Source organism: Pseudomonas sp. V88_4 (assembly GCF_029967985.1).
Lineage (GTDB): Bacteria > Pseudomonadota > Gammaproteobacteria > Pseudomonadales > Pseudomonadaceae > Aquipseudomonas > Aquipseudomonas glycinae.
Genome location: NZ_JASCAF010000032.1, coordinates 97,570 through 111,114, shown reverse-complemented (window position 1 = coordinate 111,114; position 13,545 = coordinate 97,570). Strand labels below are relative to the sequence as shown.

Annotated in this window: 14 protein-coding genes and 1 pseudogene; 10 read left to right on the top strand and 5 right to left on the bottom strand. The window is 59.9% G+C overall.

The features are described 5' to 3' along the window. A partial coding sequence (locus tag QLG12_RS10795) for a transposase (RefSeq protein WP_282474472.1) occupies positions 1 to 434 on the top strand: 434 nt, incomplete at its 5' end. A gap of 44 nt (positions 435 to 478) precedes the next feature. On the opposite strand, the gene QLG12_RS10790 is transcribed toward QLG12_RS10795, so the two are convergent. The 3 genes and pseudogenes from QLG12_RS10790 to QLG12_RS10780 form a co-directional block, all read right to left on the bottom strand. Next, positions 479 to 892 (bottom strand): hypothetical protein, encoded by a 414-nt coding sequence (locus tag QLG12_RS10790; RefSeq protein WP_197868014.1) that lies wholly within the window; start codon positions 890 to 892, stop codon positions 479 to 481. A 52-nt stretch (positions 893 to 944) separates the two neighbouring features. Further along, a complete protein-coding gene (locus QLG12_RS10785) occupies positions 945 to 1,286 on the bottom strand; it encodes a hypothetical protein (protein WP_197868013.1) in 342 nt (113 codons plus the stop codon). 5 nt (positions 1,287 to 1,291) lie between these two features. Beyond that, a pseudogene (locus QLG12_RS10780) lies at positions 1,292 to 1,378 on the bottom strand (Rhs element Vgr protein); the annotation flags it as partial. Between the two features lie 511 nt (positions 1,379 to 1,889). Between QLG12_RS10780 and QLG12_RS10775 the strand changes: the two are divergent. Then, positions 1,890 to 2,093: a hypothetical protein gene (locus tag QLG12_RS10775; protein ID WP_197868012.1), complete on the top strand. Its 204-nt coding sequence runs from the start codon at positions 1,890 to 1,892 to the stop codon at positions 2,091 to 2,093. A 189-nt stretch (positions 2,094 to 2,282) separates the two neighbouring features. On the opposite strand, the gene QLG12_RS10770 is transcribed toward QLG12_RS10775, so the two are convergent. Beyond that, a complete protein-coding gene (locus tag QLG12_RS10770) occupies positions 2,283 to 2,645 on the bottom strand; it encodes a hypothetical protein (protein ID WP_282474471.1) in 363 nt (120 codons plus the stop codon). 743 nt (positions 2,646 to 3,388) lie between these two features. On the opposite strand from QLG12_RS10770, the gene QLG12_RS10765 reads away from it, so the two are divergent. Next, positions 3,389 to 4,720 (top strand): hypothetical protein, encoded by a 1,332-nt coding sequence (locus QLG12_RS10765; protein WP_282474470.1) that lies wholly within the window; start codon positions 3,389 to 3,391, stop codon positions 4,718 to 4,720. 45 nt (positions 4,721 to 4,765) lie between these two features. Here QLG12_RS10765 and gspI read toward each other — a convergent pair whose 3' ends face one another. Then, positions 4,766 to 5,143 carry a type II secretion system minor pseudopilin GspI gene (gene gspI / locus QLG12_RS10760; protein ID WP_282474469.1) on the bottom strand — a complete coding sequence of 126 codons (378 nt, stop codon included), beginning with the start codon at positions 5,141 to 5,143 and terminating at the stop codon, positions 4,766 to 4,768. Positions 5,144 to 5,289: 146 nt separating this feature from the next. On the opposite strand from gspI, the gene gspG reads away from it, so the two are divergent. Genes gspG through gspF form a run of 7 tightly spaced genes read left to right on the top strand, consistent with a single transcriptional unit; the run spans position 5,290 to position 13,352 of the window. Next, positions 5,290 to 5,748: a type II secretion system major pseudopilin GspG gene (gspG, locus tag QLG12_RS10755; RefSeq protein WP_007959380.1), complete on the top strand. Its 459-nt coding sequence runs from the start codon at positions 5,290 to 5,292 to the stop codon at positions 5,746 to 5,748. An 8-nt stretch (positions 5,749 to 5,756) separates the two neighbouring features. Then, positions 5,757 to 6,710, top strand: a complete 954-nt coding sequence (gene gspK, locus QLG12_RS10750) for a type II secretion system minor pseudopilin GspK (RefSeq protein ID WP_197868009.1) — start codon at positions 5,757 to 5,759, stop codon at positions 6,708 to 6,710. Further along, positions 6,707 to 7,852 carry a type II secretion system protein GspL gene (gspL, locus tag QLG12_RS10745; RefSeq protein ID WP_282474468.1) on the top strand — a complete coding sequence of 382 codons (1,146 nt, stop codon included), beginning with the start codon at positions 6,707 to 6,709 and terminating at the stop codon, positions 7,850 to 7,852. The genes gspK and gspL overlap by 4 nt, the downstream gene beginning before the upstream one ends. Continuing rightward, positions 7,845 to 8,390 carry a type II secretion system protein GspM gene (gene gspM / locus QLG12_RS10740; protein WP_282474467.1) on the top strand — a complete coding sequence of 182 codons (546 nt, stop codon included), beginning with the start codon at positions 7,845 to 7,847 and terminating at the stop codon, positions 8,388 to 8,390. Before gspL ends, gspM begins: the two co-directional genes overlap by 8 nt. Continuing rightward, entirely contained in the window at positions 8,387 to 10,738 is a 2,352-nt protein-coding gene (gspD, locus tag QLG12_RS10735; protein WP_282474466.1) for a type II secretion system secretin GspD, read from the top strand. The genes gspM and gspD overlap by 4 nt, the downstream gene beginning before the upstream one ends. Continuing rightward, positions 10,735 to 12,141, top strand: a complete 1,407-nt coding sequence (gene gspE, locus QLG12_RS10730; RefSeq protein WP_102621805.1) for a type II secretion system ATPase GspE — start codon at positions 10,735 to 10,737, stop codon at positions 12,139 to 12,141. The genes gspD and gspE overlap by 4 nt, the downstream gene beginning before the upstream one ends. After that, the gene (gspF, locus tag QLG12_RS10725; RefSeq protein ID WP_282474465.1) at positions 12,141 to 13,352 is read left to right on the top strand and encodes a type II secretion system inner membrane protein GspF; all 1,212 of its coding nucleotides are present in this window, start codon (positions 12,141 to 12,143) and stop codon (positions 13,350 to 13,352) included. Before gspE ends, gspF begins: the two co-directional genes overlap by 1 nt. The last annotated feature ends 193 nt before the right edge of the window (positions 13,353 to 13,545 follow it).

The window sequence follows — 13,545 nt, the reverse complement described above, 5'->3', positions numbered from 1 at the left end:
CGCTGTACAAGGGGCGATGGCATGTCGAGTTGGACTTGCGAAATCTCAAGGCCACACTGGGCCTTGGAAGGTTGAGCTGCAAAACCCCGGGCATGGCGGTCAAGGAGTTATGGGTCTATCTGTTGGCCCACAATCTGATCCGAATGCTCATGACCCAATCGGCTCTGTTAGCGGACTGCTTGCCTCGCGAACTGAGCTTCAAACACAGCCTTCAGCTATGGCTGGCGCTACGACAATATGGGAGTCCTGAAGACGAGGATGGTCTGGCGAACTTACTGATGCTGATAGCGCAAAGACGCGTTGGAAATCGACCTGGTCGTATCGAACCGCGAGCCATAAAACGAAGACCTCAGGCCTACCCCTTGCTGACCAAGTCACGTCGGTCAGCAAGGGCTGAGGTCAGGAAAAACGGGCATGCTAAACATGTTAAGTAAGTGCCATTCGGGACTGAATTATTTCATTCAGTCCCCTTTGTTTCTTAACCCGCGTCGCCGCTATCTGGCGCTGAAGGCGCATCCGGACATTCATCAGCCCATCGCGTTACCGTCATGTCTTTGAGCTGCTCACCCATGATGTCGACGCGCAAGCAGGCACCTTTCTTCGAATAGAACAGGATGCAGCGCGAGCTATCAAAAGAGCAGGTATCGAGTTCCAGGAAATTGTGAGCGGCCAGCTCGCGCTCGATACCACTGTATTCGTAGCCATCGCTGGTGTGCATCCGGGTTGGCTTCCATCCTTGTTTGATCAGCTTGGATCTGGCCGACACCAAGGGCTCATCGACGGCGATGCCTACTGGCCCGTGCTTGACGTTTATCGCTTGCGAGCCGCTGGCAAACGCAAAGCTTGTAACTGTGCAATACATTGCGAGGAGCAGGAGGATCGGGGTCTTCATTTGATCGTTCCACAAAAAAGGAACAGATTTCTGTTCCCTTTGGTTTCTGGCTTCAATCCTTTTCGGGACATTTGAGGTTCCAGGAATAAATCTTCATGTCTTTGATTTCTTCTCCGACAGTTCCTACACCTAAACAATCTCCGTTCTTGATGTAGTTGAAGCTGCAGTAACGGACGCCTTCCGTGCAAGACTCGATTTCACTGAAGCCTTTTCTTTGGATGACGCTTTCAACTCCGAACTCACCTGAGTAGGTCGGATTCGGCTTCCAGCCATTTTTGAGCAAGGCTTTTCGGGCTTTCGAAAATGGCATTCCTTCTTCGATAGGAAGGTCTGCTGCGTTGGAAAACAAACTGACGCAACATAAAAGGCTGATGGCTAATGTTTTTAGTTTCATTTAACAGAGCCGCTGACAATAGGATTTTTGCCGTGCCCCGAAAGCGGGCAACTGGTGGGATCTGTCACTCGGGCTGCAGGTTTGCCACTCATGGAAAATTCCTTTTCAAAGATTCAGTTGTCCTTGGCCTGATTGGATTAGAAATTCCGGCCACTGAGATAGTGCGGTCATCAAACGTTTGACAGAGCAGGAAAGAGTGCTTTGGTGGAACTCTGCCACCCATGTATGTTTGCGTCGCACAGGATGCCTGAGGCAAATGTGGCGCTCAACATTTCTTGCAATTATTCGGTTGGCGGGCTGTGAATGATCTTGAAACGACTAGTCCCTAACGCCCTCGCGTTCGGATCGATTGAACTTTTGGTACAGAGAAAAACGCATTTGGGGGTAGGTCTTCGCATGGCCACCATAAGACAAATGCCGAAAGGGTATCTGCGGATGTAAAAAGAAGGTCGTTTATCACTAATCCCTGATAGCTAGACGTTAATAAGGGTCGTGTGCGTTATTTCATATGGATCTAAAAACCTGTAACTTCTGACAGGTTCGTTTTTTTTAAAATAGTGGAATTATTCCTTTTCCTTAAGTCAATGTGATCCAGGAAAAATTATGGGAACTCAAACAGAAGTGGTGATCGAGAATATTCCACCGTCGATGACCGATAACGCCATTAAAGCCGCGGTGGCCAAGACCTTCAAAGGTGTTGAGATTATTTCGTTGGTTAGAAACGGTCCGTATGCAAACATAGTCTTCGGAGTGTCAATAGCTCGAGGCCCTGAAGGCAGGATGAAATGGACCGATTTCTCAGGATGAGCATATATGGAGAAGCGATTATGTATTTCGCTACTTGCCCCCCCTTTATCAAACGATAAAAAGGATTTGCACCTATTAGCTGGTCTTGAGCCAAGGTTAATGGTTGTTCTTTTTTGAATGAGGTTGTCAGTCACACCTGACAACCTCGGCCATTTTCTTTCCGGCTATTGAGCGACAGCAATCAGTCGCTTACGCCTTCACCTCAATATGATCCAAAGCCTGATTCACCGCCAGCTCACTCAACATCACCAACTGCGCAATCCCGATCGCAGTCTTGCGATGGGCAGGCTCCAGCGTGGCCGCAAAGTTATTGAGCATTTCGCTCGCCGATCCCAATGATTCGCTGGCGTTAGCCAAGAGGGATTCAGTGTTGTATGCCGGGTTGGCCATGTACATGGGATCGTGTTTGTGATGGCTGCCCATGATGCGTTGTTGGGGAGTGAGGTAGTGGTCGAGGGCGCGTTCGGCGGCTTCGTTCAGGGTTCGGGAGTCGGGGAATTTGTAGGGGGAAACTGGGTCGGTTTCTGGTGGGTTTGGTGTTGGTTTGAACATAGATGTAGCTCCATATGGGACTTAAGGAGCCATCACTCTCGCTACCAAACGAGTGGTGGTGGCCATACGAAGGTTGGTAGACCGGCCCATATGGAAAATCCGGCGCGCCCGAGGGCGCCCTGCGCATGGCCACCATAAGACAAATGCCGAAATGGCATCTGCGCTAGGTGACGTTATGCGTCATATGGGAGGTCGGGCTACCAAACCCGATCACTGTTTTTCAGTGACCCGGAAACGATAAGACCCGCACTCCAGACGCACAAGCCGGCGGATTCTGGCGTAGTCGTAGGCAATGACGCAAGGCGTTGTAGCCTTGAGGAGGTAACGGTGGGTGTCTTTAAACAGAGTTCAGGCAGTCAGTTAAACGGGTGGGTCAAAAGCGGCCCTCGCCCTGGCCCTCCCGATACGTCGGACCGCCCGGAGGGAGAGGGGACTGACCGGGTTGGCTGGCGCCATACATCGACCTGAACGTCCGAGGCTGCTATGGATTCAGAGGCAAGCTCTCTAGTTGTTGGATCACGCCCCATCCCATAGGACATCGGCGTCGTGGCGTGACCGAAACAAATATGCATAAATGCATTGACTAAGTATGCGCTAATGCATATTTTTACCTCCAGCCGGCTTCACAAGCCGTCAAAAAACGAATCTCTCCAACCCATCGCAACTCGTCCTCAACACCTCAGGTTGCCAACGAGGTCCCGCCAGGCACGGGAGTTTTTCCCACACAAAAGGATTTATGCCCAATGACAGAAAACATCACAAACAGCGTCGCCCAGATTGATTGCATGACGGTCGATATCCTCGAAGATCTACGCGCCGTTAGTTCGGCCACGTACAAGAAGGTTTCAACGCTTGGTTTTTATGCCCGCGGAGATGGAGGGCATGCCGAGTACGTTTTGGACACAACAGGCACGACGACCGACGAGGCGATCCCCATGGTCATCAAGGCGTACGACGGTGGCCAATGGAGGTTGATGCACGACGGTGATGTCACCGCTGAGCAGTGTGGATTCAGGCGAGATGGCGTTCTGAATGAGCAAAAGAAGCTGAACCGGGCGATTGCGGCAGTCACTGCCGCAGGCGCGAGAATCGTGTGGGGTTACGGCACTTACGTCTGTGAGTTCATCCAGATCATTCCTAACATGTCTTGGGTTGGCAAAGGGCAGTTCTTTACCATTCTCAAGGCCAATGGTGGCTTGAACACGGATTTCATTTCTTCGAATTTCAACGTCAACACGAACAACGTTTCGATTGTCGGTATGCAGTTCGACGGCAACCGGGCCAACAACACCAGCGGAAACACCTTTGCCCTCAAAGGCGCCAAGCAGAGCCTGCGACAGGTCACGATAACGCAGTCTGCCTACCATGGGTTGGTTACTGATTTCGACATCATTGACGGTGAGCGCAAGCTCGGTTTTGAAAGCACGTATGAAGACATTCTGATTGACACGACGGGTCGCCATGGCTGGTTGTACAACGGTCCGACCGACTCCTCGATGACTAACGTCACGTTGCTGGACTGTGGAGTTTCCGCGGATAACTCCTTTTTTGGGTTGTACGCGAGCAGGAACTTCAGAGCGGATAACCTGCATCCCTGGAACCGGTCTTCCACCAGCAATGTTCCAGCGGCGTCGGTTTATATCGAGGACACTGCACCAGGTTGTACGGCCGTCAATTCACACTTTGAGGGAGGTCACTGCCCACTCAAGATTCGCAGCAATCAGAACTCATTCAGCGACTGTGACTACTACGCGACCCGTGGCACCTACTGTATTGAAAACTATGGAACGGCGAACAAGATCAGCGGTGTGCTTGGCGCGACAGCAGCGGCGGTGAACCCTAATTACCGGGGTATTCTGATGAATGGCGCAGGTAACATGGTCGATCTCACTGACGGTGGATGTGTGAACGGCGCGATCAACTTCAAAGGCAGCAAGGGCGGCAACTTTGTCAGGATTTCCGGCTATAGAAGTACGGGTGTTCCGTATGTCGAAAATCCTCACCCAGCAGACGACGTGCTTCTGGTCATTCTCGGTGCAGGCGGCGGGGTGCTTTCAAAACCCTACTCGGCTTGATCCATTGGGCCGAGGTTGTCAGCTAGATCTGGCGACCTCGGCCATTCAGTCCTGCGGCCGGTTCAACAACGTCTCCAACCGAGCCAACGCCGGCGCTTCCTTGCTGCGATCAAAAACCTGCACCCCCACCTTCAACAACCGCCCATTCTCAGCACCCCCAATCACCTGCTCACACCGCAACAACAACCTCCCCTGATCACACTCCATCGCCTTGACCCCCATCGGTAATCTCCCTTCCAACCGAAGTTCAGCCATCCGACTCTGCGCCGCAATCATCGCAATCGAGCGATCCCGCAAAACCCCGCTGCTCTGCGTCATCAACCCCGCCACGCGCACAGCGGCGGACATGGCCACGGCGATGATCGCCAGCGCGACGAGTACTTCAATCAGGGTGAATCCGGCTTGCGGGGAGGAGGTGCGCATCGGGGGCTCGGGCAGTCGGGCAGCCCTTGACGCTAACGCCCGTGCTTGACGGCTTGACGACGAAAACACCCGAGGATTTTCAACATCCCTGACATATCTTCTTGCAACACTGCGCGTCGAATCGAATCAAGCCAGGGAATGACGAGATGGATATCGCGCAGTTCAAACAGCCCAATCGACCGAGCCGGATGCCCCGTGGGCAGCAGGGTTTCACGCTGATCGAGATCATGGTGGTCGTGGTGATTCTCGGGATTCTGGCGGCGATGGTGGTGCCCAAAGTGCTCGACCGGCCGGATCAGGCGCGGGCCACGGCGGCGAAGCAGGACATTGGTGGGTTGATGCAGGCGCTGAAGTTGTATCGCCTCGATCACGGCACTTACCCGAGCCAGAGCCAGGGCCTGAAGGTGCTGGTGGAGCGGCCGGCCGATGCAAAGAACACCAACTGGCGCTCGTACCTGGAGCGCCTGCCGAATGACCCGTGGGGTCGTCCTTATCAGTACCTCAATCCCGGTGCCAACGGCGAGATCGACATCTTTTCCCTCGGCGCCGACGGCCAGCCTGACGGCGACGGCGTGAATGCCGACATCGGTTCCTGGCAGTTGTAAGGCCGGTCATGAACAGCCAATCGAACCAGCAGGGGATGGCGATCATCAGTGCGCTGCTGATCGCGGCGGTGGTCGCGGTGATCGCCGCCGGCATGCTGACCCGCCAGAGCGTTTCGACCCGGGCGCTGGAAGCCGAACAATTGCGCGTGCAGGGCCGTTGGGTGTTGCACGGCGGGTTGGAGATCAGCCGGCAATTGTTGTGGGACGCCCGGCAGCGCGATCCGCTGACCCGACTCGATCAGCCGTGGGCGCAGCGCTTGAACACTCAGGGTTTCGAGGGGCGGCTGGAGGACGAGCAGGGCAAGTTCAACCTGCGCAATCTGGTGGCCAACGAGCGGATCGATGATGCGCAGGTGCAGGCGTTCGAGCGCTTGTGCGAGTTGATTGGTGTCAGCAGCGGCTTGAGCCGGCGCATCAGTCAGCGGGTGATCGGCTCTTATCCGCACCTGTTGAATGCCCAAGTGGTGGACAAGCCTGTGGCGAAAAACACCTTCGACAGCGGGCGCGCGACGTCGCCGTCCGCGTCGCGCAAACCGCAATCGCCGACCTTGCCGATGCTGCGCACGCTTGACGATCTGCGCAGTGTCGACGGGGTCAACGATGCGCTGTTGGCGAAACTGGCGCCGTACCTGACGGTGATTCCGGCGACCACTTGGCTCAACGGCAACACGGCCACCGCGCCAGTGCTGGCGGCTTATGTGCCGGGGTTGTCGCTGGAGCGGGCGCAGGCGTTGATCAATGAGCGTGACGCCGGGCGCTGGTTTATCAATCGTGGGGATTTCGTCAATCGCCTGCGCCTGCCGCAACTGGAGATCACCAGCGTCAAGGTCGGCATCACCAGCGACTGGTTCCGGCTGCGCGGGCAGGCGCGGCGCGATCAGCGGCGGGTCAGCCTCGATGCGTTGCTGCATCGCAGTCAGGATCGGTTGCCACAAGTGATCTGGTCGCGGGTGGGCGTATGAGCCCGTTGCGCGTGAGTTTGCCGCCGCTGGCGGAGCTGAGTCTCGACAGTGACGTGGATTGTGCGTGGCTGGATCGTCAGGGGCAGGTCACCCGCCAGGAGCGCGTGCGGCTCGGCGCGCTGCCGAAGCAACCGCTGGTGTGCTTTCTGCACCCGTCGGACAGCCTGCTGGCGAGCATCGATCTGCCGCCGCTGCCTGCGAACAAAACCGCTGCAGCTGTGCAATGTGCGGCGCAGGCCTTGATGCTCGGTGACAGCGCCGAGATGCACATCGCCCACAGTGCCCGCAATGAAAGCGGCCAGGTGCAGATTGCCTGGGTAGCCCGCAAGGATTTGCAGCACCTCGGGCAATTCGGTTTGAACCTCAAAGGCCTGTACCCGGCGGCCTACAGCTTGCCGGTGATGGCCGGCGGTGTCGGCTGCTTGCACGACGATCATCTGTTGCTGCGCCACGGCCTGAATGCGGCGCAGGTGCAGCCGATGATCGACGAAGCGTGGCTGCTGGAAACCGGTCTGCCGGCGCACTGGATCGGTGACGGCGCGCCGGAAGCGGTGCAATCGACATTGGCCGACACGCAACGCTGCTCCGGCCCGTTGCCGAATTGGGGCCTGCACGGCGGCCTCCAGCAACCGGGCACCGAACATCGCGGTTGGGGCAGGGCGCTCGGCTGCTGTGCGCTGGCATTGGCGGTGTGGGTGATCGGTTTGAACCTGTACGCCGCCCGCGAGGCCGGGCAGGGCCAGCAGCTCAAGGCGCAGATGGCGCAGAGGGTGAAGCAGGCGTTCCCCGAGTTGCCGGTGATCCTCAATCCGCTACAACAGGCGCGTCAGCAAATCGCGGCGCGCCAGCAGGGCGCGGTGGATGCACCGGGTCAGGATTTCACGCGGCTGGTGTCGCAGGCCGGCAGTGGCATGCCGTCCATGGCGGGCACGGTGCAGCGGCTGGAGTTTGTCGACGGTGCGTTGCAATTGAGCCTGCTGCCCGAGGCCCGGCGTTCGGGCAACGACAAGGACTGGCAAGGCACGCTGGTCCAGGCCGGCATCAGCATCAGCCCGAATGACGACGGCTGGGTCCTGCGCCCGGCCGGCGAGGCGACCGCCGCCACCGATAACGACGACAGCAGCGGAGCCGAAGATGAATAGCCCATCGCTTGCGAAATACCGCGCCGGTTGGCAGCGCTTCAATGCTCAGTTGCACGCCCGTTGGCAGCCGTTGGCGCTGCGGGAAAAACGCATGGTCGGCGGGATGGCAGCGCTGTTGCTCGGGCTGTTTGTGTGGGTGGCGTTGGTTCAGCCGCCGCTGAAGAAGATCGCCGCATCGCAAGTCGAAACGCCAAAACTGCGCGCCCAGGCCGAAGCGCTGGAAGTGCTGTTGCGCGACGTCAGCGTGCGCCCCGACGGGCAAAACCTGGAGCAGTCGCTGCAACAAACCTTGCAGGCCAGCGGACTGGGCGGCCATTACCAATTGGCGGCCGCGTCCGCCGGTTGGCAGTTGACCTTCGATGCGGCACCGGCCGACGCCGTGCTCGACTGGCTGCTGAGCCAACCCCGGAATTTTTCACTGCAAGTGGTCGAGGCCCGTCTGCAACGCGCAGACGACGCCGCGACCGATGACACCGCCGGCACTCTGTCGGGCACCGTACGCATGGATCAGGCGCTGGGCGCTAAGGAAGCTTCATGAAGGGGTCAGGATCCAAACGCATGGCGTTGCCGATGCTGTTGATGGCATTGAGCGCGTGCAGCAACACCACGCCACCGAATCAACCGCCGCTGCTGGTGGACAGCGAACTCGGCCGGCCGCTGGCCAGCACTCAGCGCAGTGGCGACGCGGTGCTCGACCGCGAGCGCGCGCAGGCTCAGGTAAAACCGGCGCCGAAGCAATTGCACAACATCACCGAACGCGCTCGCAGTGGCGGCTCGGCGCGGGGCGCGACATTGCCGGCCAACCCGTTGGGCGATCAACCGGTGACGCTGAATTTCGTCGATGCCGATATTCAAGCGGTAGTGCGGGCGTTGTCGCGCTCGACCGGTCAGCAGTTTCTGGTGGATCCTCGGGTCAAGGGCAATTTGACGCTGGTCTCCGAAGGCCAGGTGCCGGCGCATCAGGCTTACGACATGCTGCTGGCGGCGCTGCGCATGCAGGGTTTCAGCGTGGTGGATGTCGGCGGCGTGGCGCAGGTGGTGCCGGAGGCCGACGCCAAGTTGCTCGGCGGGCCGATCTACAGTGCCGACAAACCGGCCGGCAACGGCATGCTCACCCGCACGTTCCGCCTGCAATACGAGAACGCGGTGAACCTGATCCCGGTGCTGCGCCCGATCGTGTCGCCGAACAACCCGATCAACGCTTATCCCGGCAACAACACCATCGTCGTCACCGACTACGCGGAGAACCTGACGCGGGTCGCGCAACTGATTCAGGGCATCGACACCCCGAGCGCCATCGACACTGACGTGGTGCAGATCCAGAACGGCATCGCCGCCGACATCGCGCCAATGGTCGCCGACCTGCTCGACGCACCGGGCAATGACCCGACGCAGAAAATCGCAGTGATCGGCGACCCGCGCTCCAACACCATCATCATCCGCGCCGGCAGCCCCGAGCGCACGGAGCTGGCGCGCAACCTGATCTACAAACTCGACAACGCCCAGAGCAATCCGAGCAATCTGCACGTGGTTTATCTGCGTAACGCTCAGGCCGGCAAACTGGCCCAGGCACTGCGCGGATTGTTGACCGGCGAGAGCGACAGCGGCACCAGCGACAATGCGCGTTCGGTGCTCAGCAACATGGGCAGCTCCACCAACTCGGGCGGTGGGCAGAACGGCCAGAGCGGTACGCAAACCAACGGCAGCACGTCGACCACCAACAGCGGCAGCACCGGCGGCGGCTACGCCCAGGGCAGCAGCGCCACCAGCGGCAGCAGCAACGCGCAAAGCAGTGAACAGAACGTGGCCTTCAGCGCCGGCGGCGTGACTATTCAGGCCGACGCGACCACCAACACCTTGCTGATTTCCGCGCCGGAGCCGCTGTATCGCAACCTGCGCGAAGTCATTGATCTGCTCGACCAGCGCCGCGCACAAGTGGTGATCGAAAGCTTGATCGTCGAAGTCGGCGAGGACGACGCCAGCGAATTCGGCGTGCAATGGCAGACCGGCAATCTCGGCGGCAAAGGCGTGATCGGCGGCGCCAACCTTGGCGGTTCGGGGATCAACGTCAACGGCAAGACCAGCCTCGATGTGCTACCGCAAGGCCTGAACCTCGGCTACGTCAACGGCACCGTCGATATCCCCGGCATCGGCAAGATCCTCGACCTGAAAGTGCTGGCCCGGGCGCTGAAGAGCAAGGGCGGCACCAACGTGCTGTCGACGCCGAACCTGCTGACCCTGGACAACGAAGCGGCGAGCATTTTCGTCGGCCAGACCATCCCGTTTGTCAGCGGCAGCTACGTCACCGGCGGCGGGGGCACCAGCAACAACCCGTTCCAGACCGTGACCCGTGAAGAGGTCGGTTTGAAGCTTAACGTGCGGCCGCAGATTTCCGAGGGCGGTACGGTGAAGCTCGACATCTATCAGGAAGTCAGCAGCATCGATGAGCGCGCCTCGGCAGCAGCCAATTCGGCGGGGATCGTCACCAGCAAACGTGCGCTCGACACCAGCATCCTGCTCGACGACGGCCAGATCATGGTGCTAGGCGGTCTGCTGCAGGATGGCTACAGCCAGAGCAATGACGCGGTGCCGTGGTTGTCGAGCATTCCGGGGATTGGCGCACTGTTTCGCAACGAACGCCGCTCGATCACCAAGACCAATCTGATGGTGTTCCTGCGCCCGTACATCATCCGCGACAGCGCGGCGGGGCGCAGCATCACGCTGAACCGCTACGATTTCATGCGCCGTGCTCAGGGCGGTCTGCAACCTGAGCGCAGTTGGGCAATGCCGGACATGCAGGCGCCGCAGTTACCGGCCACTGCCCAAGGCGTGCCGGCACCGGTGTCCGGCCCCCGCGCGACGATCAAAGCGGTGCCGCTGCAATGAGCGCATTGCCTTACGCCTGGGCCAAGGCGCAGCGGATTCTGCTGCGCGACGGCGTGCTGACGGTATGCCCGTCGACGCCGGGCTGGTCGATCAGCGAGGTGCGCCGGCAGTTCGGCGCGACCAGGCTTGAGCGGGTACGCGACGACGAACTCGACGGCTTGCTGGCCACTGCCTATGCCGATACCGGCAGCGCGGCGGCGGTGGTCGGCGCGGCGGAAAACGAAGTCGACCTTGACCGCCTGATGCAGGACATGCCGGAAATCACCGACCTGCTCGACACCCAGGACGGCGCACCGGTGATCCGCATGATCAACGCCTTGCTCACCCAAGCGGCGCGGGACGAAGCCAGCGACATTCACATCGAACCGTTCGAAACCCATTCGGTGGTGCGCTACCGGGTCGATGGCACCCTGCGTGATGTGGTCTCGCCGCGCAAGGCGTTGCACGGTGCGCTGGTGTCGCGGATCAAGATCATGGCGCAGCTCGATATCGCCGAAAAACGCCTGCCGCAGGATGGCCGCATTGCGTTGCGTGTGGCCGGGCGGCCGATCGATATTCGCGTCTCCACCGTGCCCACCGGCCATGGCGAGCGGGTGGTGATGCGTTTGCTCGACAAGCAGGCCGGGCGTCTGCATCTCGAAACGTTGGGCATGGACGCGCAGGTGCTGGCCAAACTCGATCACCTGATCCGCCAGCCCCACGGCATCGTGCTGGTCACCGGCCCGACCGGTAGCGGCAAAACCACCAGCCTGTATGCGGCACTGGCGCGGCTGGATGCGAGCACCAGCAACATCCTCACCGTGGAAGATCCGGTGGAATACGACCTGCCGGGCATCAGCCAGATTCAGGTCAACGCCAAGATCGACATGACCTTCGCCCTGGCCTTGCGCGCGATTCTGCGGCAAGACCCCGACATCATCATGATCGGCGAGATCCGCGACCTCGAAACCGCGCAGATCGCGGTGCAGGCTTCGTTGACCGGTCACCTGGTGCTCGCGACCCTGCACACCAACGACGCGGTGTCGGCGGTCAACCGCTTGGTCGACATGGGCGTCGAGCCGTTTCTGCTGGCCTCGTCGATGCTCGGAGTTCTAGCGCAGCGGCTGGTGCGGCGCTTGTGCAATCAGTGCAAACAGGAAGACCCGGCTACGCCCGGCACCTGGCGCCCGGTCGGTTGTGCGGCGTGCAATCACACCGGTTACAGCGGCCGGACCGGCATTCACGAGTTGTTCTGCATCGACGACGACATTCGCACCCTGATTCACCAAGGGGCAGGGGAGCAGGCGTTGCGCGCGGCGGCGAGCAAGGCCGGAATGTTCAGTCTGCGCGAGGACGGTGAACGCTGGATCCGCAGCGGTGCCACGGCGCCGGAAGAAATCCTTCGTGTGACACGGGACGCTTGATGAATCGCTATCGTTTTGAAGCCGCCGATGCCAGCGGCAAGATCGAATCCGGGCATCTGGAGGCGGACAGTCAGGGCGCTGCGTTTGGCGTGCTGCGCGGTCGCGGTTTGACGGCGCTGTCGGTGGAGAAGGAAAGCAACGTCTCCCAGCACGGCGGCGGTGGAATGTTCAGCGCCAGGATGTCGGATAACGATCTGGCCTGGGCCACACGGCAACTGTCGAGCCTGCTCGGCGCCAGTCTGCCGCTGGAAGCTGCACTGAGCGCCACCGTCGAACAGGCCGAGAAAAAACACATCGCCCACACCCTCAGCGCCGTGCGCGCGGATGTGCGCAGCGGCATGCGCCTGGCGGAAGCGCTGGCGGCGCGGCCACGGGATTTTCCGGAGATTTACCGGGCGCTGATTGCGGCGGGCGAGGAGTCCGGCGATCTGGCGCAAGTGATGGAGCGGCTGGCGGATTACATCGAGGAACGCAACAACCTGCGCGGCAAGATTCTCACCGCGTTCATCTATCCGGGCGTGGTCGGGCTGGTGTCGATCGGCATCGTGATTTTCCTGCTCAGCTACGTGGTGCCGCAGGTAGTCAGCGCGTTTTCCCAGGCGCGGCAGGATCTGCCGGGGCTGACGCTGGCGATGCTCAATGCCAGTGATTTCATCCGGGCCTGGGGCTGGTTGTGCGCGGGCGTCATGGCCGGTGCGTTCTGGAGCTGGCGCCTGTATCTGCGCAATCCGGCGGCGCGCTTGAACTGGCATCATCGGGTGCTGAAGTTGCCGCTGATCGGGCGGTTTGTGCTGGGGCTGAATACCGCACGGTTCGCCTCGACCCTGGCGATTCTCGGCGGCGCCGGGGTGCCGTTGTTGCGCGCGCTGGAGGCGGCGCGGCAGACCTTGTCCAATGATCGCTTGAGCCTGAGCGTCAATGAGGCTACCGCCAAGGTGCGAGAGGGCGTCAACCTGGCGGCCGCGCTGAAAGTGGAGAACGTGTTCCCACCGGTGCTGATTCACCTGATCGCCAGCGGCGAGAAAACCGGCGCTCTGCCGCCGATGCTGGAACGTGCGGCGCAAACCCTGTCCCGCGATATTGAGCGCCGGGCGATGGGTATGACGGCACTGCTTGAGCCGCTGATGATTGTGGTGATGGGCGGGGTGGTGCTGGTGATTGTGATGGCGGTGCTGTTGCCGATCATCGAGATCAATCAGTTGGTGCAGTAGTGCTGTGCCTGATGTCTGGAGGTTGCCTGTTCCGGCCTCTTCGCGGGCAAGCCCGCTCCCACAGTGGTCGGTGTTGTTAATGCAATTTTCTTCCCAACACAAAAAACTGTGGGAGCTGCGGTGCGACGATTCGACTTGCCAGCGATAGGGCCAGTCAGAGCAATAAATAATTCAGCATTTTTGCAAAGGATTC